Origin of the sequence: Streptomyces sp. NPDC060064, from assembly GCF_042736455.1 — a bacterium.
In the GTDB taxonomy this organism is placed as follows: Bacteria; Actinomycetota; Actinomycetes; order Streptomycetales; family Streptomycetaceae; genus Streptomyces.
On the sequence record NZ_JBHWWF010000028.1, the window covers coordinates 28,733 to 51,008 of the forward strand.

Sequence of the window (22,276 nt, forward strand, 5' to 3'; positions counted from 1 at the left end):
CCGCGCCCGAACCGGCGCCGCTCCCGCGGAGGCTCTCGCGGGGGTTGCTCAATTGACGGCTGATCTACGAGACGAAGGCCCTGCCCCGCGTAGTTGGTGGGGCAGGGCCGAGTTGCAGAGGGTTTCCCCATGACCTGGTTGATTACTGGCGGCGCCGGATACATCGGCTCGCACGTGGTGAAGGCGATGACCGACGGCGGCGAGCGTGTCGTCGTCCTCGACGACCTCAGCACGGGCAGCACCGGGCGGCTGTCCGCCGGAGTCCCGCTGGAGGTGGGCTCGGTACTCGACCGTGAGCTGGTCGACCGCGTCCTGCGCGAGCACTCCGTCACCGGCATCGTGCATCTCGCGGGCAAGAAGCAGGTCGGCGAGTCCGTCGCGCTGCCGCTGCACTACTACTACGAGAACGTCGAGGGGCTGCGGACCGTTCTGGCCGCGGCCGCCGACGCCGATGTGCGCCGGTTCCTGTTCTCCTCCTCCGCATCGGTCTACGGCATGCCCGATGTCGACCTGGTCACCGAGCAGACGCCGTGCCTGCCGATGAGCCCGTACGGCGAGACCAAGCTGGCCGGCGAGTGGCTGGTCACAGCCGTCGGCACGGCACACGGTATGGCGACGGCCTCGCTGCGCTACTTCAACGTCGCGGGCGCCGCCTCGCCCGAACTCGGTGACGACGGCATCTTCAACCTGGTGCCGATGGTCTTCGAGCGCCTCACGGCCGATGAGTCGCCGCGTATCTTCGGCGACGACTACCAGACGCCCGACGGCACCTGCATCCGCGACTACATCCATGTCGAGGACATCGCCTCCGCCCATGTCGCGGCGGCGCGGCGGCTCGCCGAGGACGCCTCGGCCTCGCTGATCCTCAACATCGGCCGCGGCGAAGGCGTTTCGGTCGCCGAGATGGTCACCACCATCCAGGACGTCACCGGACGGGAAGACCTCAAGCCGGTGGTCACCGAGCGCCGTCCCGGCGACCCCGCACGGGTCGTGGCGGCGGCCGACCGGATCCGTGAGGAGCTGGGCTGGCAGGCGCGCCACGACGTGCGCGCGATGGTCACATCGGCTTGGGCGGGCTGGTGCCTGCGCCACCCGGAGGCGCGCGGCTGAGCAGGATCCACCGCGCAGATCGGCCGCGCAGGTCCACCGCGCAGATCGGCCGCGCAGATTCACTGCCTGTACGAAGGAAGGGCCCCCGGGAATCCCGGGGGCCCTTCCTTCGTACGCGCGCTGTCCTACTCGCCGAGCAGCAGCTTGTCGAAGCGCCGGCTCACCACGGGCCAGTCCCACGCGGAGAGCGCATGCTCGGAGGCGAGCTTGCCCGCGTTCCGCCAGCTCTCCTCGGTCGCGGTGGTCTCGAGGATGCGCTTGGCGGCCTCCTCGGGAGAGCCGACGACCCAGCCCTCGGGGTAGAGCGTCCGGGCGCTGTGCTCGCGCCCGGCGTAGAACGGCCAGTCGCGGACGACGGGGACGGCGGCGCTCGCCGCGCCCTCCATCAGCCCGACGTGGCAGCCCTCACGCACCGAGGAGCTGAGGATCGTGCCGATCTCGGTGAGCGCGGACGGCACATCGTCGGTCGGCCCGAGACGTACCACCGCACCGGACTCCTCCAGCGGCGCCAGCTGCCTCTCGAACTCCGCGAGGTAGTCCTTGGTGGCGCGGCTGGTCTTGCGGTCCATGTCACTGCCGACCAGCAGCAGCCGGTAGCGCTCGTCCGCCTTGCGCACCCGCTGCAGTACGTCGATGGCCCACAGCGGGTCCTTCGCGACCTGCGAGATACCGATGAGCCCGAGGTTGAAGCGGGCGTCGGCCGGCTTCGCGCGGTTGAAGGCGCTCAGGTCCATGGCGTTGTCGAGCATGTGCGTACGCGGCGCCTGCGTACCGCGCAGCTGCGGAACCAGCGAGGTCGTCAGGTCCTGCACATGGTCCGCGACGTACACGAGGTCGTCCACACGCGAGAAGTCGACCAGGTGCGGCCAGCGGGTGAAGGCCTCGTAGCTGTGCAGCCGGACGACGATCCGGGTGTCGCCCGGGTCGATCGTCGTGAGCATCACGGCCGGTGCCACACACCAGTCGAGGAACACCGTGTCGGCCCAGTCCAGATGGGGCCGCATGAGCGTCTCGACCTGCTCCGCGTAGAGGGCGTCGCCCCCGAGACGGTTCTCTATCATCCGCCGGCCGGCCCACGAGAGGCGCTTCATGGCCGGGCTGGCCGCCAGGTCCAGGTAGCGGACCTCGACGCCCTGGTGGGCCTCGTAGTGGGACAGGATCAGCTTCAGGAAGTTGTCGTTGGCGCTCGTGGTGACCAGCAGCCGCAGCGGCCGGTCGGCCGGTGGCGTGGCGGCGGGAGTCTTCCTGCCGCGCGGCGCCACGATCTTCTTCATGACCGCCGAGCGGTGCACCGGCGCGGAGAAGGCCTCGGGGTCGGCGGCCAGCGGAGAGCTCAACTGGTCGATGTGGACGACCCGGTGGAAACCGAGAACGAGCGCACGGTCCAGCGTGGACGCCGCCGCAGCCGGGTCACCGGCCTTGTAGTACTCGTCCGCGGAGGCCAGCAGCTCGTTGACCGTACGGTCCAGAGCACGCGGTGCGATGCCCTTGTTGAGCTCGGTCTTGACCGCCTCGTCGAGCAGCCCGGTCCTGATCTTCCGGTCCGAGATGCGCCCCGCGGCGGTGGTCAGCGCGAGCGTCGCGCCACCGGGCCGGCCGGCCCAGCGCATGCCCTCCGCCACCTGGCGGGACAGCGCGGCCCGCACCTTGGCGGGCACACCGGGCGCGCCGAGGGCGGTGCGCCACAGCCGGGCGCCGACGGAGCTGCGCATCACGGGGCGTGCGGTGGCCGTACGCAGCATGGTCTGCGGCAGTGCCTTGGCCTGGCGGCGTACATCGCTGGCGAGCAGCGCCGGCGGCGGCACGAGTGCCTTCCGCCTGGTCGCAACCGCGGACGGACGGCCCGGGACACGCGGATTCTCCAGGGCCCGCAGAGCCGGCGCGATACCGAAGGAGGCACCGGCGCCGGTGTTGTACTGGGCCAGGCGCCAGACCGTGTACACGGCGTTCGCGTCGAGCGCGACGAGTTGCTGCGCGCCCAGCCCGTGCCGGCGCAGCCAGACGTTGCGACGGCTCTGGACCCACAGCCGCCGGCTGTGCGGCACCTTCTTCAGCTTGCGCCGCGTGGAGGTGCTCAGATGCCCTATTCCGTACGGCAGTTGGTGGTACCCGTCCAGCTCGAGCCGGTCGAGTTCCTCCTGGCAGCCCTTTGCGTCGAAGGCACAGGCCAGGTAGACGCTGGCGCCGAGAGCGCGGAACTTCTGCACCGCATCGGCCAGCACGCCGAGCTGCGGCTGGGAGGCGGCGACAAGCAGCACATCGGTCACGGGGTGGGACCTCCGGCGACGATCGACTTCGGGGAGCGGTTGTCCACATCCGCGGTTCCGGCGGACTGGGAGATGGTGGCTCCGGGAAGCGCGGCAGGCCCGCCGTGGTCCTCGGCGAGCCGGTTGACCAGGTTCTTCACGGCGACGGACATCAGGGCCTCGCGGGTGAACTGGTCGGCGTGCGCCATCGCTTCCGCGTGCACCTCGTCGCTCGTCTCGACGGCCATGTGCGCCGCCCTGACGAAGGACTCCGCCAGGCCCTCCTCGTCGAGACCCACGGCGCCGGTCCACAGGGGGTGACCCTGCAGGACGTTCGAGGCGTCGTGCTCGACGACGTGCGCCGAGACGATCGGCAGGCCGGTGGCCATGTACTCGTAGACCTTGCCGGAGGTCACATAACGACCGCCGATCAGGATGAGCACCATCGCGTCCCAGCGGGCGTAGATGGAGGAGACCTCGGCCTTGGCGGCGGGCCCCCCGAAGGAGACGCCGTCGGCCTCGGCCTGCTTGAGCATTTCGGAGTGCTTGTTGGCCTCGCGGCCCGCTCCGTTGCCGATGTGGCCGCGTACCTCGAAGCGTGCGTTGGCGAGCAGTGGCTCGCGCTCACGGGCGGCACGCCAGGCGTTGAGCACCGTTTCCAGGTGCGCGGGCGTGAAGTTGACCGTGCCCAGGTAGCCGAAGACAAGACCGGACTCGGGGTCCGGGTTGTGCGCCCGGCCGGGCGAGCTGTCGGCGTCGTAGCCGTTGCGTACGACCTCGACGCGGGAGGCGATCTCCGGGTAGCGGGCGCGGTAGTGGTCGGCGATCGGGTCGTTCACGACCCACAGCGAGACCGCGTTGTCGAGGACCTTCTGCTCCCAGTGGCCCAGCTCGGAGTCCTTGGTGAAGGCCTCGATGCCGGTGATCACGTCGATGGACCAGCCGTCGCGGAAGTCCACCGCGTACGGAACGCGGGCCTCTTCCCAGAGCTTCCAGGCCGCAGCGAGGTTCACATACGGAACGCAGCTGGCCACGAGCAGGTCCGCCGGGTGCTCCTGGTGAATGTCGAGCACAGCCTGCTCGAGCGCGCCGCGCCACTCGCCGAAGTTCGGCTCGGGGAACGGCTTCTGCTGCCGCTTGCGCAGCTGCGTGACCCACTTGTTGGGGTTGAGCGCGCGCTCCTCCCCGTAGAGGCGGATGTCCGTCTCCAGGTCCTCGCGGGAAAGCGGCAGCTCGACGATCTTCACCCGGGGGTCGACCTGCTCGAGGAGCGTGAGGTCAACGCCCGAGTCCCGCTCCCAGGACTCCTGGGCGATGTTGACGACGGTGACATCCCAGCCCGCCCTGCAGAACTGGTTCGCCGTCTCGCGCATGCGGTATGCGCTGCTCTTCGCAGCCGGCGGGAAGCCGATGGCGAGATAGATGACATGAGGCCGAGTGCTTTCTGAGGGCAGCCCGGACCTGGGAGACGCTGACATAAACGGTGACGCTAGCACGGTGACATGTACGGATTCGGGCCCCCTGTGAAGGCCTGTGTCCGTCACGCGCGCCGGCTGCCCCCCTTCCACTGTTCCATGATCCGGACAACATTCTGCGCGGCTCGTCCGTCGCCGTACGGCGTACCCGGGTCGGCCGTCGGAACCGCGCGGGTGACGGTGGCGGCCCACTCGTCGGCGGAGAGCTCGTGCGGGTCGGGAACCAAGACGTTCCAACCGGTGTCGACGGTTTCCACCCACTCGGTCTCGGGACGGATCGTGGTGGTGATCCGCTCCAGGAGGAAGGCTTCCTTCTGGAGACCGCCGGAGTCGGTGACGACACCGGTCGAGGCCAGCACCGCGGCGACCAGACCGGCGTACGGCAGCGGGCGGCCGACGTGCACCGAGCCCTGCGCGAGGTCGATGCCGTGCTGCTCGGCGCGCGCGACCAGGCGCGGGTGCGCGAGCAGCGCCACCGGCACCGGCAGCTTGGCCAGCGAGTCGATGATCGCGGCGAGGCGCTCGGGGTCGTCGGTGTTGTCGGGCCGGTGCAGGGTCGCCAGCAGGAACGGCTGCGAGGGGTCGATGCCCTCGGGCAGCGCGGGCGCCGCGTGCTCGCCGGCGAGGACCGCGTCGCGGATGCGCAGGCAGATGTCGACCATGACGTCACCGGCGAGTACGGCACGGTCCTTGAGGCCCTCGTCGGCGAGGTGGCGCATGGCCTCCTCGGTCGGGGCCAGCAGGACGTCGGCGCAGTGGTCGGTCAGCACGCGGTTGTGCTCCTCCGGCATACGCCGGTTGAAGGAGCGCAGGCCGGCCTCGAGGTGCGCGACCGGGAGGTGCATCTTCACGGCCGACAGCGCACCGGCGATCGTGGAGTTGGTGTCGCCGTAGACGAGGACCCAGTCCGGCTGCTCGCGCTCGAGGACCGGGTCGAGCGCGGTGAGCACCGAACCGGTCTGGACGCCGTGGCTGCCGGATCCGACACCGAGGTGGACATCCGGGTCCGGGATGCCGAGTCCGTCGAAGAAGACGTCGGAGAGGTCGGCGTCGTAGTGCTGCCCGGTGTGCACGATGAAGTGCTCGTGCTCCGTCTCGGAGAACGCGGCCGCGATGGGTGCGAGCTTCACCAATTGAGGACGGGCACCGACGATGCTGATGACTTTCACTGAACACTCTTCTTCTGGGTCAGGTCACTGGCGGGGCGTGTCACGGTCTCATACTGCTGGCCGACACCCCGCGCGATCGCGCCACAGCCGGTGCGGCGGGACAGCCCGGTTCGGCACACGCGCCCAGGGGTGCTCTACGCAATGGTAGGCAATCGCCGAGGTGAGCAGGCTCGCGGCCCGGCCGTCGCGGGGAAGCCGGTGCTCGCCAGCCCATTGTCAGGACGTCCCAACCTGTGCGACGACTACTCGGATAACGATTCTGTGAACGAGCCGTGGGGTGGCCGAGCGCTCCTGTGGCCTGTCCGCGCAGGGCGGATGTCGTACTGCGGCTGTCGTACTATCGACGCGCAAGTTTCGCGGGGCGGTCACGGGAAAGTCGACGGTGTGCCATGGCGGTCTGGTCCGGACGGAAATCTGCGCGGCGTACGGATGCGCCGCCGAGTGGCAAGGCCGGCAGAACACCTCCCGTGGACACCTCCCTCGCCCCCACCACCGGCTGGCTGCTGCGTGGCAAGGACGGCAGGCTCACCGCGTTCGCCCCGGCCGCCGAAGGTGTGCTGCGCTGGACCGAGACCCGTCCCGGCGGCCCGGAGTGGTCCGCACCCGATCTGCTCCCCGCCCCCGGCGTACTGCCGTATCTCTGCCTCGCGCAGGGCGCCGACGGCTATGTCCACCTGGTGGGCCTGCGGCGCAAGCGTCTCGCGGACGGCCGGACCGGCACCGACGTGGTGTACGCCCTGCAGTACCAGTCGGGTCTGGCGATACGGGACTGGTATCCGCTCGGCAGCCCGTACCCGAACGACCCCGACCTCGCCGAGCAGATCGGCCTGCCGTCGGCAGTGGTGGACGCGGAAGGTTCACTGCACGTGTTCGTACGCAACGCGGGCGGCGGCGTCTGCGGACGCAGCCAGGTGCCTTCGGGCAAGTGGAACAAATGGGCCGACTTCAAGGGCAGCGGAGCATCCGGTACGGTCTCCGCCTCGATCACGGCCGACGGCCTGATGGAACTCCTCGCTCCCACGGCGGACCACATCATGCGCTGGAAGCAGCTGGAGGCGGGCGTCAAATTCGAGCGCGCCGAGGACATCCCGGCTTCGGCCGCTGCCGACTCGCTCACCGCCGAGCGCACCGGCGGCAACCGGCTCACCCACTTCTGGCACGACGCAGGCGACCGGACGGTCCGCGCCTGGCGCGAGTCCGAGAAGACGCCGGCCGCTCTCGGTGACGGTGCGGGCACCGGCCCGGTCGCCCTGCTGCGTACCCCGGTCGACGGCCACGACTGCACGATCCTCGCCCACCGTGACGCCGAGACCGGCCGCCCGGCCCTCGCCGCCTATCCGACGGAGGACGAGTCCAGCGGCGTCAGCTGGACCCTGACGGGCGAGCCGTGCGTGGGCGCGCCCGCGCTGGCGATCGACGCCAGGGGGCGGGTGGTGATGGCGGCGTTCGGTACGGACGGGACGCTGCGGGTGACGCGCCAGAAGGACGAGTCGGGGCTGGCCCTGGAGGCATGGACCCGCGCTTAGGGGGACCGGGGTCCGGTTCCGGCCTCGCACGGGCGGAACCCGGACTCCGGTTCGGCCGCCGGCAGGACCGGCGGCCGGAACGTTGTCAGACCGCCTGCTCGCCGAGGACGCCGTCCTTCTCGACGTACACCGCGCCGGACTGCGGGCACTCCCAGACACCGGACTCGCCGGCCCGCTCCACCAGGCGGACACCGGACCGGCCGACCCAGCCGATCTGCCGGGCGGGCACACCGACGACCAGCGCGAAGTCCGGTACGTCCTTGGTGACGACGGCGCCCGCGGCGACCATGGACCACCGTCCGATCCGTACCGGCGCCACGCACACGGAGCGCGCGCCGAGCGAGGCGCCCTCGGCGACCTTGACGCCCACGGCCTCCCAGTCGCCGCCGCGCTTCTGCTTGCCGTCCGGGTCGACGGAGCGCGGGTTGTGGTCGTTGGTGAGCACCACGGCGGGGCCGACGAAGACGCCGTCGCCGAGCTCCGCGGGCTCGTACACGAGGGCGTAGTTCTGCAGCTTGACGTTGTCGCCGATCTGCACGCCGGTGCCGACGTAGGCGCCGCGGCCGACGACACAGCCCTCACCGAGCTTTGCGCCCTCGCGGATCTGGGCGAGCTCCCAGACGCTGCTCCCGGCGCCGATCTCGGCGGTCTCGTCGACCTGGGCGGTGGGCTGGACCCTGTAGTTCACTTCTCTGCCTTCCGGTGCGCGGCTTCGCCCGGCGAGCATACGGCCCGGCGAGGCTCACCTGCTGTGGACCCGGGCCTTCCGCAGCTGGGCCGCGAGGTAGAGCGCGGCGACCGTCGGGGCGATGGTGCGGTACCAGCCCACGTCCGGGGACCACCAGGCGTACACCGCCGCCGGGACGAAGAGCAGCAGGCCCAGAATGCGCAGGACCCACCAGCGGGCCGGGTGGCGGACCGGCAGGGCGGGGGAGCCCAGGTCGGTCGACATGGTGTCCCTGATCCCCTTGAACACCCCGCGGCGGGCGAGGAGTTGGGCTCCCGGCAGGCTCTCGAGGATTTCGCCGCGCTCGCCGAAGCCGTCCGGGACCGGTGGCAGCCCGAGCGCTGCCACCAGCTCGGACTGGCGCCGGGCCGGGCTGTCCGTGCCGCGCAGCAGCGTGACCAGCCGGCGTGGGTCGGGCACCGGGAAAACGGTGGCGATGGCCTGTGCGGTGGCGGTGGCCTCGGCGTGGTCGGTGACCGGTGCGGCCGGGTCCCACAGATGGGACGCGAGTGCCTTGCCCTTGTGGAACAGAGTGAAGCCGTAGCGGTCGGCGGTGCGGCGCAGGACCAGGGCGGGCCATTTCTCGCCGGTGGTGAAGTTGTCGGCGGCCGCCGTCAGCATCTCCTCGCCGGTCGCGAGGGTCGCGCGTCTGCCGGGGGAGGGGTCGGGGACGAGTTCGACGTAACTCATACGGGTCGGGGGCGGGGACGGGGCCGGGGCGATACGGAGCGAGACACCGCACATCAGCGCCGCCTCGGCGACCTCGTGGGGCGGGGCCGCGGCTATCGCGAGCGAGCGCGGCGTGGGGACGGCGGGGTCTGCGGAGAGTGCTGCCGCCGCCGGCGTGGCGGGCTGCGGCGGGTGCCCGAAGAACGGGGTCTGCGACGCGACCTGCATCCGTACACCCAGACGGAACTCCAGGAACTCCTTGCGGCTCTCACCGACGTACGCCCACGGGTACTCGCGCGCATGCACGCCGATCGCCCGGAAGAGGTCGAGTGCCTCGGCCCAGCGCTCGGCGAAGATCAGCATGAGGGCGAGGTGATTGCGGAACCCGGCGGCCTCCGGGTCGCCGGGCGCGTACCAGCCGGAGAGCTCCAGGGCGCGGTCGATCGCCGCTTTGATCCGGGCGCGGTCGATCGGGCCGTTCTCGGTGGAGTCGTCGGACACGACCTCGTACTCCACGGCGGCGAGCAGCGGCAGCGCGTGCAGCTTCGAGCCGGGCAGCGCACCTTCGGCGGCCTGCTCCGCGAAGGCGAACATCTCCTCGTGCGAGCCGTACCACTTGGCGCACAGATACTGCAGGGCGGTGGCGTGGCAGCCGTAGTGGTGCGGGGCGCGGGCGACGGCCTCCGCCCAGTACGCGTCGAACACATCGCGCGGCGCCTGGATGCCGCGTGCGTGCGTGAGAGCGACCTCCCACGGCACCGGGTCGGTGGGGTTCAGCTCAGCCGCGGCGGCGATCACCGGAACGGCGTCGTCGAGGAGCGTGAAGAAGGCCCGGAACCGGTCCTCGGAGACATGCCTGGCGCGGTAGCCCGTACGTATCTCCCAGGCCTGCTGGATGCAGAGATCCGCCTTCACGAGCATCGCGTCGGGATCCTCGGGGGACTCGGCGAGCCACGCCTCCAGCCAGCCGGGGCTCCGCAGCGCGTGCTCGGCCAGTTCCGAGACGCAGACACTGCGCCGCTCCCACTGCGCGTCGAGGCGGGTCTCGGCGAGCAGCTCGCGGGCGGGACCGGCGTCGCCCGCCGCGGCCGCGGCCAGCGCGGCCCGCAGCGCGGGTTCGGCGACGGAATCGACGCTCACGGCCTCGTCCGGCGGCAGATCCGCGCCCACGGACGAGCCGTGACGGAGCATACGAGGCAGGGTGATCAGTGAACGAAAGGACACGAGCGCTCATTGAACAGGCAGGAACCGCCGCTTACCAAGGGGTTGCGGCAGGGGTAATGGCCGGGGCAATGGGAGCGCCGACCCCGGTTTGACCCCTTGCCCGGGCGCCCGTAACCTTGACCCTCGGCGTGTTTCCATACACAGCCACCCCTGAGCAACTCCCTCCCGCTGGTTCTGCCGGCCGGGAGAGGCCGCTCATCCTTCCGGATCGCCACAGGCTTCGGCCTGTGCGAGCGGCTGGCATCAGGGGATCCGTTCCGAGCGAAAGAGAGTCCGCGTGTACGCCATCGTGCGCAGCGGTGGTCGCCAGCACAAGGTTGCTGTCGACGACATCGTTGAGGTTGACAAGATTCCCACCGCCAAGGTTGGCGACACGGTCGAGCTCTCGACCCTGCTCGTTGTCGACGGCGACGCTGTGACCAGCGACCCGTGGGTGCTGGCCGGTATCAAGGTCACGGCCGAGGTCGTGGACCACCACAAGGGCGCGAAGATCGACATCCTTCGCTACAAGAACAAGACCGGCTACCGCCGTCGCCAGGGTCACCGCCAGCAGTACACGGCGATCAAGGTCACCGGCATCCCCGCGGCTGCGAAGTAAGGGACTGAGGAGACATGGCACACAAGAAGGGCGCATCGTCCACTCGGAACGGGCGCGATTCCAATGCTCAGCGGCTCGGCGTGAAGCGCTTCGGCGGTCAGGTCGTTCTCGCCGGTGAGATCCTGGTCCGCCAGCGTGGCACCCACTTCCACCCGGGTTCGGGCGTCGGTCGCGGTGGCGACGACACCCTGTTCGCGCTGAACGCCGGTGCGGTGCAGTTCGGCACCCACCGCGGCCGCAAGGTCGTGAACATCGTTCCGGTCGCCGAGTAATTCGGTCGCTGTAGAGCGGTTTTCTTCGTGAGGCGGACCTCGCTTCCCGGCATCGGGAAGCGGGTCCGCCTTTCGCTTGTTACTAGATAGACATTCCGTACGTAACTGGAGGCACAACCATGACCACCTTCGTGGACCGCGTCGAGCTGCATGCCGCCGCGGGTAACGGAGGCCACGGCTGCGCCTCCGTTCACCGGGAGAAGTTCAAGCCGCTCGGCGGCCCCGACGGCGGCAACGGCGGCCGTGGCGGGGACGTCATCCTGGTCGTCGACCAGTCGGTGACCACGCTGCTCGACTACCACCACAGCCCGCACCGCAAGGCCACCAACGGCCAGCCCGGCGCCGGCGACAACCGCTCCGGCAAGGACGGCCAGGACCTCGTCCTGCCCGTGCCCGACGGCACCGTCGTCCTCGACAAGCAGGGCAATGTCCTCGCCGACCTGGTAGGCCAGGGCACCACCTTCATCGCGGGCCAGGGCGGCCGCGGCGGCCTCGGCAACGCCGCGCTGGCCTCCGCACGCCGCAAGGCCCCCGGTTTCGCGCTGCTCGGCGAGCCGGGTGAGGCCCGTGACGTCGTCATGGAGCTCAAGACCGTCGCCGATGTGGCGCTGGTCGGCTACCCGAGCGCCGGTAAGTCGTCGCTGATCTCGGTGCTCAGCGCCGCCAAGCCGAAGATCGCGGACTACCCGTTCACGACGCTCGTACCGAACCTGGGCGTCGTCACCGCGGGCTCGACCGTCTACACCATCGCCGACGTCCCCGGCCTGATCCCGGGCGCCAGCCAGGGCAAGGGCCTCGGTCTGGAGTTCCTGCGCCATGTCGAGCGCTGCTCGGTGCTGGTGCACGTCCTGGACACCGCGACGCTCGAGTCCGACCGGGACCCGGTCTCCGACCTCGATGTGATCGAGGCCGAGCTCAGCCAGTACGGCGGTCTCGACGACCGGCCGCGGCTCGTCGTTCTCAACAAGATCGACATTCCGGACGGCCAGGACCTCGCGGACATGATCCGCCCGGAGCTCGAGGAGCGCGGCTACCAGGTCTTCGAGATCTCGGCGATCGCCCGTACGGGACTCAAGGAACTCTCCTTCGCGCTCGCCGGCATCATCGCCGAGGCGCGCGCGGCCAAGCCGGCGGAGGAGGCGACCCGGATCGTCATCCGCCCGAAGGCCGTCGACGACACGGGCTTCACCGTCACCCAGGAGGAGGACGGCATCTTCCGGGTGCGCGGCGAGAAGCCGGAGCGCTGGGTGCGCCAGACCGACTTCAACAACGACGAGGCCGTCGGTTACCTCGCGGACCGCCTCAACCGCCTCGGTGTCGAGGACGCGTTGATGAAGGCAGGTGCCCGAGGCGGCGACGGCGTGGCCATCGGCCCCGAGGAGAACGCCGTCGTCTTCGACTGGGAGCCGACGATGATGGCGGGCGCGGAGATGCTCGGCCGCCGCGGTGAGGACCACCGTCTGGAGGCCCCGCGGCCTGCGGCGCAGCGTCGCCGGGACCGTGACGCGGAGCGGGACGAGTCGCAGCGCGAGTACGACGGGTTCGACCCGTTCTAGACGAGTTCGACCCGTTCTGGAAGAACAAGCACGGGGCGGCCCGGCGTGCGGCCGAGTCGCCCCCATGAGTCCGGTCCGTATCCATCCGTACGGCGGCGCAACCTCCCGCCCCCAATGACCGTCTTGTACGCGGGGGCGGGACGAAGTGTCCCGGTAGACGGAACGGAGCGTTGATGAAGATTTCCTTCCTCATCCACACGATTTACGGCATCGGCGGGACCATCCGCACCACGCTGAACCTTGCGGAGGAGCTCGCCGACCGGCATGAGGTGGAGATCGTCTCGGTCTTCCGGCACCGGGACATCCCGCTGTTCGCCATAGACCCCCGCATCAGCGTCGTACCGCTCGTGGACACGCGTCCGTCCTCCCCGACGAACGAGAAGAAGCACCCGCTCCAGCTGCAGCCCGCCGAGTACTTCCCGAAGAACGATGCCCGCTACAAGGAGTACAGCAAGCTCAGCGACGAGCGGGTGCAGGCCCACTACGCGGGGTCGGACGCGGATGTGATCATCGGGACCCGGCCCGGACTGGTCGCGTACGTCGCGCAGTTCGCGCCGGAGCGTGCCGTGCTCATCGGCCAGGAGCACATGACGCACAACCATCACAAGCCCGAGCTGCGCGCCGAGATGTACGACCATCTCGCCCGGCTCGACGCCTTCGTGACGGTCTCCGAGGGGGATGCGGCCTCCTACCGGGAGCAGATGCCGCTGCCCGACACCCGCGTCCTCGCCATTCCGAACAGCGTGCCCGAGCCGATGGTCGCGCCTTCCGACACCTCGGGCACGACCGTGGTGGCGGCGGGACGGCTGGCTTCGGAGAAGCAGTACCAGGTACTCATCGAGGCCTTCGCCAAGGTCGCCGCCGTCCGGCCGGAGTGGACGCTGCGGATCTGCGGCTGGGGCAACCAGAAGGACCGGCTCCGCAGACGCATCGACGAACTGGGCCTTTACAACAGAGCCCATCTCATGGGTCCCCGCTCACCCATCGAACCGGAGTGGGTCAAGGGCGCGATCGCCGTCTCCACCTCCCGCCACGAGTCGTTCGGCATGACGCTCGTGGAGGCCATGCGCTGTGGTCTGCCGGTGGTCAGCACCGACTGCGACTACGGTCCGCGGGAGATCATCGAGGACGGCGTGGACGGGCTGCTGGTCCCCGTCGGTGACGTCGACGCCATCGCCGGCGCTCTGCTGAAGCTCATCGACGACAAGGATCTGCGCCGCCGGATGGGTGCGGCCGGGCTGCGCAACGCACGGCGCTTCGACCCGGGCCCGGTCGCCAAGCAGTACGAGGAGCTGTTCGCCGAGCTCGGCGCGGCCACCGCATCGCGCGGGGCTGCCCCGCGCATCGCCTCCGCGAACGGGGACGGCGAGGAGTTCGCTCCCGTCGCCGACTGTGTGGTGGGCCAGGACGGCGAGCTGGGCGTCACCCTGCTCCCCCTTCCCTCGAGCCCGGAGCGCCAGGACGGCCTGAGGCCGAGCCGGGGCGCCGGACTGCGGCTGGTCTGTACGCACCAGGATGCGAAGGTCGAGGAGCGGGCCTTCGCCTTCGACGCCGAGGGCCGGGCGACCGTCCCGGCCGCTGCCGACTTCGCCGAGGGTGTCTGGACCTGCCATGTGGAGCTGCCGGAGGGTGAGCGGGTGGCGCTCGCGACCCGTGCCGTCGACCAGCGCGGCGCCATGCGGGCCGCGGACCGCGTGGTGGCCGGCACGGCCGTCCGCCAGCTCGTCCCGTATGTGAAACAGGGAGTGCTCTCGCTGCGCTCCTGGGTCAGACCGGTCCACGCCGAGGTCGGCGACATCCTGCTCGCCGACCGGAAGATCATGCTCACCGGCCGGCTGCTCGGCGGGGGCACCCTGGCCGACGACCCGGTGCTGCTGCTGCGCCGCCGCGGCAAGGACCCGGCCGAGCTGACGTTCCCGGTCGGCCGGGAGGGAAGCGACGGCTTCCGGGTCACCGTTCCGTGCGCGGCACCGGCGGCCCGCCGGACCGCCGCGCACGACGTCTGGGACCTGTGGCTGCGGTACGCACCCGACGCCGAGCCGGTCAGGCCGGGCCGGGTGCTGGACGATGTCGTGGAGAAGGGGTCCCTCGTCCCGTATCCCGGCACCGAGCTGTTGAAGAAGAGACCGCTCGCCGCGGTGCGGGCGGTGGCCCGCAAGCTGCGGGGCAGGCCCCAGGAGCGGGTCACGGTCAAGATCTTCTACAGTGCTTCCAACGATCTTGTACTGAACGTTGTCGACAAGCCGATCAAGTAGCTGAGCGCACCATTGACAACTGTGGCGTCAGTCACCCCGGGGGTGGGTCGGGTCGCCGTCATCTCCCTGGCCACAGGGTGAACTTCCCGTATCGCGGAGGTGTGGAGCACCCCAAGCCCGCCTTGCGGGACGGTCACGGAGAGTGCGACCATCGCCCCGTCCCCCACTCATCGCAAGGTAGGTCGTCTGTGTCTGTGCCGCACGAAGCCAAGCCCCGCACCACAGCAGTCGTGCTCGCCGGTGGTACCGGCCAGCGCGTGGGACTGGCCATCCCGAAGCAGCTGCTGAAGATCGCCGGCAAGGCCGTCATCGAGCACACGCTGTCGATCTTCGAGCAGGCAGAGTCGGTCGACGACGTGATTGTGCTGATGGCGCCGGGGTTTGTGCCCGATGTGGAGAAGATCATCGCCAAGGCCGGGCTGACCAAGGTCAGCAAGGTCATTGAGGGCGGCGCGACCCGTAACGAGACCACCGAGCGCGCCATCGAGGCTCTCGGCGAGGGTCTCGCGGAGGGCGAGGACCGCAACGTCCTCTTCCATGACGCAGTGCGTCCGCTTCTGTCGCAGCGTGTGATCGCGGACTGTGTCGACGCCCTCGACCGCTACCAGGCCGTCGATGTCGCCATCCCCTCCGCCGACACGATCATCGTGACCCGCACCCACGGTGGGGACGGCGAGTTCATCACCGACGTCCCGGATCGCTCCCGGCTGCGCCGCGGCCAGACGCCGCAGGCCTTCAAGCTCTCCACGATCCGCCGGGCGTACGAGATCGCCGCCGGCGACCCCAACTTCCAGGCCACCGACGACTGCTCGGTGGTGCTGAGGTATCTGCCGGACGTGCCGATCTATGTCGTCGCGGGCGACGAGTACAACATGAAGGTGACCCAGCCGGTCGACGTCTTCATCGCGGACAAGCTGTTCCAGCTGGCCTCCACCGCCGCCCCGCGCCAGGCCGACGAGGCCGCCTACCGCGAGCTGCTGTCCGGCAGGACGATGGTGGTCTTCGGGGGTTCGTACGGCATCGGTGCCGACATCGCCGCGCTGGCCGAGCAGTACGGCGCCAAGGTGTACGCGCTGGGTCGCTCCACCACCGGCACTCACGTCGAGAACCCGGAGCATGTGGACGACGCGCTCTCCAAGGCGTACTCCGAGACGGGCCGTATCGACTACGTCATCAACACGGCGGGCGTGCTGCGCATCGGCAAGCTGGCCGAGACGGACAACATCACCATCCAGGAGGCGTTGAACGTCAATTACCTGGCGCCGGTGCAGATTGCGCGTGCCTCATACAAATACCTCGCGGAGACCAAGGGCCAGCTGCTGCTCTACACCTCCTCCAGTTACACCCGCGGCCGCGCCGAATACAGCCTTTACTCGTCCACCAAGGCGGCCATGGTGAATCTCACCCAGGCACTCTCGGACGAATGGGCGAGCGAGGGAATCCGGGTGAATTGCGTCAATCCGGAGCGCACGGCCACCCCGATGCGGACCAAGGCGTTCGGTACGGAGCCGGAGGGCTCGCTGCTCTCCTCCGAAGCTGTGGCGCGGTCCTCTCTGAACGTGCTGCTCTCCGAACTGACCGGTCATGTCATCGATGTGCGGCAGCAGGATCCGACCCGCGAGGCGAGCGAGGCCTCAGGCTTCGAGCAGGCGCTCGCGGCGGTCCTGGACCGCGAGGAAGATGTGTAATAATCCCCCATTAAATTACTTTTCGGGCCTCTGTTTTCGCCGTGAGGCGAGAGTGGAGGCCCGATTTCGTGAAGCCCCACCTTCACAATTCCCGCCAAAAGTGAAACAACCGGCACCCTTGGAGCAGGTTCTTCGTGATTTCGACCGCCATTCGTCTGGCACGCGTAGGCAGCCTGTCAGAGCTGGCTGCGGCAGCTCTGATGGGACTCGGCTATCCGTGCGTCATGATCGCCGCGCTGATCCCGAACATCTGGTTCTTCGCGGCTGCCGGTGCCGTGACCTATGCGGCGGACTGGTATCTGCACCAGAAGGGCAGCTACCTGGTCAACCGCCTCAACAAGGTCCGGATCGGCCTGCCGATCCGCTTCCTGCTGCGTGAGCTGCTGCTGGTCCTGCTGCTCGCCCGGGAGAACCTGGCGGACACCCCGCTCTTCTACGCCGCTGTCGCCGGTTTCCTGGTCTTCTACGGTCTCCAGGCGCCGCAGGGTGCGCTGGCGACCCTGATCCGGCTGCGCCGCACCATGCCGGTCGTCACCCGCAACGTCGACCTGCACGCCGTACGCATTCCGGACGCCCCGCCGCAGGCGCTGCTGCGCCGCTCCGGCGAGAAGATGCTCCACCTCGACATCCCTGCCATGGCCGGTGTGGTGATCGCCGCCGGGACCGGCAAGGACGTCATCGGATACGCGGGCGTCGCCGCCACCCTCGCTCTCGGACTGATCTACACGGCCGTCCTCGTGCCGTATCTGCGCCGCAAGCGCAGGGTGCCGGGCGCGCCTGCCGTGCTCAAGGCCGTGAGCACCTGGCTGCGCGAGTACCGGCCGACCGTCGTGCTCTACTTCTCCGGCTCCGACGAGTCCGCGTACCAGGTCAACATGTGGCTGGAGACGTTGGAGCACGTGGAGGGCCGGCCGCTGATCCTCATGCGTGAGCGCAGCCTGGTGTCGAAGCTCGCCCCGACCTCCGTGCCGGTGATCTGTGTGCCCGGCGGCACGCATCTGATGAACCTCGACCTCTCCATGGTCCGGGTGACGCTGTACCCGGCCAACGTCGGCAAGAACATCCACATGCTGCGCGTCCCGACCATGAAGCACGTCTTCATCGGCCACGGCGACAGCGACAAGCTCGCCAGCGTCAACCCCTTCTCCAAGGTGTACGACGAGGTGTGGACCGCGGGCCGGGCCGGCCGAGACCGCTACGCGCTGGCCGACGTCGGCGTGCGCGACGACGACATCGTCGAGGTCGGACGCCCGCAGCTGGCCCCGATAGAGACCTGGACCGGCACCCCGAAGAACGACATCCCGACCATCCTGTACGCCCCCACCTGGGAGGGCTGGGACGACAACCCCGGCAACACCTCCCTGCTCCTGGCCGGCGAGAACATCGTCCGGCGGCTGCTGGAGGCCGAGAAGCCGGTCCGCGTCATCTACAAGCCGCACCCCTTCACCGGTATCCGCAACAAGAAGGCCAAGGCCGTCCACGAGCGGATCACCGCGCTGGTGCAGGCCGCGGGCGCCGAGCGCGCCGCCGACCCGCGCTGGGCGAAGGAGGCCGCCGCCGCGCAGTCCGGTCAGGCCGCGGCGCGGGCCGAGCTGACCCGTATCGAGGCCCGACTGGCCGCGCTGGCCGCGCCGGGCCGCGCGGGCGGGGACGAGTCGGAGAAGTCGCGGGTCTCGCTCGCCGACCCGGTGCGCCTCGCCGAGATCAAGAAGCTGCGGGCCGAGTGGAACGACGCGTACTGGCGCTCCTTCGGCTGGTGGGAGCACAAGGTCGTCACGGGCTCCGAGCCGAAGCTGTACGACTGCTTCAACCAGGCCGACGGCATGGTCTCCGACATCTCCAGCGTGGTCTCGGACTTCATCGCGAGCGGCAAGCCGTACGCCGTCACCGACTCCGCCGAGCTGGGCATCGAGGAGTTCCAGCGGCAGAACACCGCCGTACGGGCCGCGGTCATCCTCTCCAACAGCGCGGAGGAGATCGGCGAGCTGCTGGACGCGGTGGCCGACCCGGCCGCCGACCGGCAGGCGGGCGCCCGGCGTGAGCTCAAGGAGTACCTGCTCGGCTCCGACGAGTCGACCTCGCTCGAGCGGTTCAACGCGGCGGTACGGGCGCTGACGGACAAGGCCGAGGCGCGCAACGTCGCTGTGGAGCAGCGCATCGGCGGTCAGTTCCTGGGCGAGCTCGACCGTGAGGCCGACGCCGGTGGCGTAGAGCCCAATGGCGTCGCGCCGGGCGGCATCGAGCCGGGCGGCATCGAGCCCGACGGAGCCGAGCCCACCGGAGCCGAGGCCCCGGTGGCGCGCTGACAGGTCGGCGCCTCTCTTCACGGCCCGGAAATTCGCCCTCGCAGGCGAGTTTCCGGGCCGTGTCGCATCCGACACGCAGGTGACACATGCGCCGGGCACCATGGCGCGACTTCCCACCGCGTAAGACTGTCGGAGTGCCCATGTGCGAAGTCAGCGTGATCATCGGGGCCTATGAGGCCATGCCCTATCTGGTCCGCTGTCTGGAATCGGTCGAGGCGCAGACCATCGGTGCCGACCGGATGGAGATCGTGGCCGTCGACGACGGCTCCACCGACGGTACGGGGGAGTACCTGGAGGAGTTCGCGGCCGCCAGCAAGATCCCGACGCGGGTGTTGCGGCAGGCCAACTCCGGCGGCCCCGGCGGCCCGCGCAATGTCGGTCTTTCGCTGGCCCGCGGCCGCTATGTGTTCTTCCTCGACGCGGACGACTACCTCGGCGAAGAGGCGCTGGAGCGGCTGGTGGCGATGGCCGACCGCGCCGGTACGGATGTGGTGCTCGGCAAGGTCGAGGGCGTCAACCGCAACGCAGCCAAATCGATGTGGGCCCAGAACCTCGAGCACGCCGACATCCACACCTCCAACGTCAAGTTCACGCTGAGTGCGCAGAAGCTGTTCCGGCGCGAGCTGCTCGTACGACTGGGCATGCGCTTCGACGAGACCATGCGGACCGGCGAGGACGCGCTGTTCACGATGGAGGCGTATATGCGGGGCAACGGCGTCTCCGTCGTCGCCGACTACACCTGCTACTACCTGGTGGGCCGGGACGACGGCAAACATGTGACCAAGAGCGGGAGTTACACGCTGCGTTTCCACTCGGCGCAGCGGCTGATGGAGCTGATCGCCGCCCACGAACCGCCGGGCGCGCGGCGCGACCAGCTGATGATCAGGCCGTTCGTGGTGACGCTGCTGCCGCAGTTCGGTCCCGCTGTGCTGAAACAGAGCGAGGAGATCCTGCGCCACAAGATGGAGCTGGCCGCGCCCTTGATGGAGGAGTACTGGACGCCGGGAGTGGCGCGGCGGCTGGGCGGCAGGGACCGGCAGCGGCTCGCTTGTGTCGCCGAGGGGCGGGCGGATCTGCTGAAGGAGGCGCTGCTCGCGCCCGCCGCGCCGCCGCGGAAGGTGTCCTTCGCCCGGCGGGTGGTGCGGCGGCTGCGCCGGGAGGTACGGCGGCGGCTGCGCGGGACCCGTACGGCGGTGTAGCGCCGTCCGGTCTTCCGCCGTCCGGTCTTCCGCCGTCCGGTCTTCCGCCGTCGAGTTTCCCGCCGTCCGGTCTTCCGCCGTCGGGTTTCCCGGCGGCCGGTCACCGGCGTAGATTCGGCGAGGAAACTGTGGTGCATACACCGACCTGGCTCACCTGTCCGTCAAGTCACCTTTTGCTGAGCCATGTTGAGCCCGCCTCTGGTTGTCGTGTTGTCAAGTCCGGTGCGCTGGACGGCTGTTCGCTCCGCTTCGGAGGTAATGGCCCTCGCGGTAGGGAGCATTGACGACCGGTCGGTTGTGCGGTCCGGGGCCGGGGCGGCCGCCCGGACCCTCGGCCGCACTGTCCAGCGAGTGAAATGGCCGAGCACCCACCACGGGCCCTGACATAGATTCGGCCCTGTGACAGTGGCAAGACAGCAGGTAACACAGGCCCGCAGGATCGTCGTCAAGGTCGGCTCGTCCTCCCTGACCACCGCCGCAGGCGGACTCGACGCCGACCGCGTCGACGCCCTCGTCGACGTGCTCGCCAAGGTCCGCAGCGGCGGCGAGAAGGAGATAGTGCTGGTCTCCTCCGGTGCCATCGCCGCGGGCCTCGCGCCGCTGGGCCTGGCCCGCCGCCCCAAGGACCTGGCCCGCCAGCAGGCGGCCGCCAGCGTCGGCCAGGGCCTGCTCGTCGCCCGCTACACCGCCTCCTTCGCGCGCTACGGCGTACGCGTCGGCCAGGTGCTCCTCACCGGCGACGACACCAGCCGCCGCGCCCACTACCGCAACGCCTACCGCACCCTGGACCAGCTGCTCGCCATGGGCGCCGTCCCTGTCGTCAACGAGAATGACACCGTGGCGACGGACGAGATCCGCTTCGGCGACAACGACCGTCTCGCCGCGCTCGTCGCCCATCTCGTACGGGCCGATCTGCTGGTTCTTCTCTCGGACGTCGACGGGCTGTACGACGGGGACCCGTCCAAGCCCGGCACCTCGCGGATCGAGGAGGTACGCGGCCCGGCCGACATCGCACATGTACAGATCGGCAGCGCGGGCAAGGCCGGCGTCGGCACCGGCGGCATGGTCACCAAGGTCGAGGCCGCCAGGATCGCGGCGGCCGCTGGCGTCCCCGTCGTCCTCACCTCCGCCATTCGCGCCGCCGACGCCCTCGCGGGCCGCGCCACCGGTACGTACTTCCACGGCACCGGACGTCGCTCCGCCGACCGGCTCCTCTGGCTCGCGCACGCCTCCACCCCGCAGGGCGCGCTGATCCTGGACGACGGTGCGGTACGGGCCGTGGTGCACGGCAAGAAGTCGCTGCTGGCGGCCGGTATCGCCGCGGTCGAGGGCGAATTCAGCGCCGGCGACCCGGTCGAGCTGCGCGACACCGCGGGCCACGCCGTGGCCCGCGGGCTCGTCAACTTCGACGCCAAGGAGATCCCACAGCTGCTCGGCCGCTCCACCCCGGAGCTGGCACAGGAACTGGGCCCGGCGTACGAGCGGGAAGTCGTACACAGGGACGATCTCGTCGTCCTGCACTCCTGAATCGGCTGAAAGACCAGTCTTCTGGCAGAGACCTTCACCAAAACCGCCCCACGTTCCGTCCCGGACTGGTCAACTTTGTTGCGGGGGTATGGCGGGGGTACAGCAGGACAACACATGCAACAGGAGGCCGCCGGTGAGACGAGCGCGCCCAGGGGATGTGCCCCGCGGGACGGGGGGCATCCCTCACGCCCGTAGGGCCGTGGGCGAGGAAAGAGCCCTGACCAGCGTCGGAGCGGGCGCCGACTTCGGCGACGCCGAAGAGGATCAGGAGACGGGAGCGGGCACGGACACGTACGGCGAAGAGCACGTGCTGTCCAAGCTGTGGCACATCACGCTCAGCGTCTCCGGCGCCGAAGCCCCGCTGAAGGAGGTCAGGCGCGGTCTTGAGCAGCTCGCGCACGACCATCCCTTCCTGCTGACCAGCCGGTACGCCAACGACCACGCGGAGATCCGCTACTGGGAAGAGGCGCGTGACCTGCACGATGCCGCGGCGGTGGCGCTGCGGCTGTGGGGCGAGCACCGATCGAGCGCCAAGCTGCCGCCGTGGGAGATCGTGGGCCTGGAGGTCATCGACCGCCAGACGTACCACCAGCGCATCGCGGAGGGCTACGGCCCGCCGCCCGCCGCCCCGGTGGGCGTGCACCCCTTCTGAGGCTGCTGCCCTTCTGAGGCTTCTGTCTCGCAGTGCGGGATACGTGAGGGACGCCCGCGGGGCGCGCACTACCCTGC

Annotated in this window: 16 protein-coding genes; 11 read left to right on the forward strand and 5 right to left on the reverse strand. The window is 69.9% G+C overall.

What is annotated here, in order from left to right:
• Positions 1–129: 129 nt before the first annotated feature.
• Entirely contained in the window at positions 130–1,110 is a 981-nt protein-coding gene (galE, locus tag ACFWDI_RS28920; protein ID WP_385308303.1) for a UDP-glucose 4-epimerase GalE, read from the forward strand.
• A 125-nt stretch (positions 1,111–1,235) separates the two neighbouring features.
• Here the strand turns inward: galE and ACFWDI_RS28925 are convergent, their stop codons facing one another.
• From ACFWDI_RS28925 to wecB, 3 genes are all read right to left on the reverse strand, one after another.
• Complete coding sequence (locus ACFWDI_RS28925) at positions 1,236–3,377, reverse strand: glycosyltransferase family 1 protein (RefSeq protein ID WP_385308306.1); 2,142 nt, start codon at positions 3,375–3,377, stop codon at positions 1,236–1,238.
• Positions 3,374–4,834 (reverse strand): glycosyltransferase, encoded by a 1,461-nt coding sequence (locus tag ACFWDI_RS28930; RefSeq protein ID WP_385308308.1) that lies wholly within the window; start codon positions 4,832–4,834, stop codon positions 3,374–3,376. The genes ACFWDI_RS28925 and ACFWDI_RS28930 overlap by 4 nt, the downstream gene beginning before the upstream one ends.
• A gap of 62 nt (positions 4,835–4,896) precedes the next feature.
• The gene (wecB, locus tag ACFWDI_RS28935) at positions 4,897–6,000 is read right to left on the reverse strand and encodes a non-hydrolyzing UDP-N-acetylglucosamine 2-epimerase (protein WP_385308311.1); all 1,104 of its coding nucleotides are present in this window, start codon (positions 5,998–6,000) and stop codon (positions 4,897–4,899) included.
• A 467-nt stretch (positions 6,001–6,467) separates the two neighbouring features.
• On the opposite strand from wecB, the gene ACFWDI_RS28940 reads away from it, so the two are divergent.
• Positions 6,468–7,526 carry a hypothetical protein gene (locus tag ACFWDI_RS28940; RefSeq protein WP_385308314.1) on the forward strand — a complete coding sequence of 353 codons (1,059 nt, stop codon included), beginning with the start codon at positions 6,468–6,470 and terminating at the stop codon, positions 7,524–7,526.
• Between the two features lie 85 nt (positions 7,527–7,611).
• Here the strand turns inward: ACFWDI_RS28940 and ACFWDI_RS28945 are convergent, their stop codons facing one another.
• Together ACFWDI_RS28945 and ACFWDI_RS28950 are read right to left on the reverse strand one after the other, a co-directional pair.
• Positions 7,612–8,214 carry an acyltransferase gene (locus ACFWDI_RS28945; RefSeq protein WP_385308317.1) on the reverse strand — a complete coding sequence of 201 codons (603 nt, stop codon included), beginning with the start codon at positions 8,212–8,214 and terminating at the stop codon, positions 7,612–7,614.
• 54 nt (positions 8,215–8,268) lie between these two features.
• The gene (locus tag ACFWDI_RS28950; RefSeq protein ID WP_385308320.1) at positions 8,269–10,113 is read right to left on the reverse strand and encodes a hypothetical protein; all 1,845 of its coding nucleotides are present in this window, start codon (positions 10,111–10,113) and stop codon (positions 8,269–8,271) included.
• Between the two features lie 310 nt (positions 10,114–10,423).
• Between ACFWDI_RS28950 and rplU the strand changes: the two genes are divergently transcribed.
• From rplU to ACFWDI_RS28995, 9 genes are all read left to right on the forward strand, one after another.
• Positions 10,424–10,744, forward strand: coding sequence for a 50S ribosomal protein L21 (gene rplU / locus ACFWDI_RS28955; protein ID WP_108148675.1), 321 nt, complete (start codon positions 10,424–10,426; stop codon positions 10,742–10,744).
• Positions 10,745–10,758: 14 nt separating this feature from the next.
• The gene (rpmA, locus tag ACFWDI_RS28960) at positions 10,759–11,016 is read left to right on the forward strand and encodes a 50S ribosomal protein L27 (protein WP_327323578.1); all 258 of its coding nucleotides are present in this window, start codon (positions 10,759–10,761) and stop codon (positions 11,014–11,016) included.
• A 119-nt stretch (positions 11,017–11,135) separates the two neighbouring features.
• Positions 11,136–12,572, forward strand: coding sequence for a GTPase ObgE (gene obgE, locus ACFWDI_RS28965; protein ID WP_385308325.1), 1,437 nt, complete (start codon positions 11,136–11,138; stop codon positions 12,570–12,572).
• A 173-nt stretch (positions 12,573–12,745) separates the two neighbouring features.
• On the forward strand, positions 12,746–14,827 hold the full coding sequence (locus tag ACFWDI_RS28970; RefSeq protein WP_385308328.1) for a glycosyltransferase family 4 protein: 2,082 nt from the start codon (positions 12,746–12,748) through the stop codon (positions 14,825–14,827).
• A 188-nt stretch (positions 14,828–15,015) separates the two neighbouring features.
• Positions 15,016–16,515 (forward strand): SDR family NAD(P)-dependent oxidoreductase, encoded by a 1,500-nt coding sequence (locus ACFWDI_RS28975; RefSeq protein ID WP_385308331.1) that lies wholly within the window; start codon positions 15,016–15,018, stop codon positions 16,513–16,515.
• 134 nt (positions 16,516–16,649) lie between these two features.
• A complete protein-coding gene (locus ACFWDI_RS28980) occupies positions 16,650–18,821 on the forward strand; it encodes a hypothetical protein (protein WP_385308334.1) in 2,172 nt (723 codons plus the stop codon).
• 140 nt (positions 18,822–18,961) lie between these two features.
• Positions 18,962–20,020 (forward strand): glycosyltransferase family 2 protein, encoded by a 1,059-nt coding sequence (locus ACFWDI_RS28985; RefSeq protein ID WP_385308336.1) that lies wholly within the window; start codon positions 18,962–18,964, stop codon positions 20,018–20,020.
• A 399-nt stretch (positions 20,021–20,419) separates the two neighbouring features.
• The gene (gene proB / locus ACFWDI_RS28990; protein ID WP_327323572.1) at positions 20,420–21,547 is read left to right on the forward strand and encodes a glutamate 5-kinase; all 1,128 of its coding nucleotides are present in this window, start codon (positions 20,420–20,422) and stop codon (positions 21,545–21,547) included.
• Between the two features lie 133 nt (positions 21,548–21,680).
• Positions 21,681–22,199 carry a hypothetical protein gene (locus ACFWDI_RS28995; protein WP_327323571.1) on the forward strand — a complete coding sequence of 173 codons (519 nt, stop codon included), beginning with the start codon at positions 21,681–21,683 and terminating at the stop codon, positions 22,197–22,199.
• The last annotated feature ends 77 nt before the right edge of the window (positions 22,200–22,276 follow it).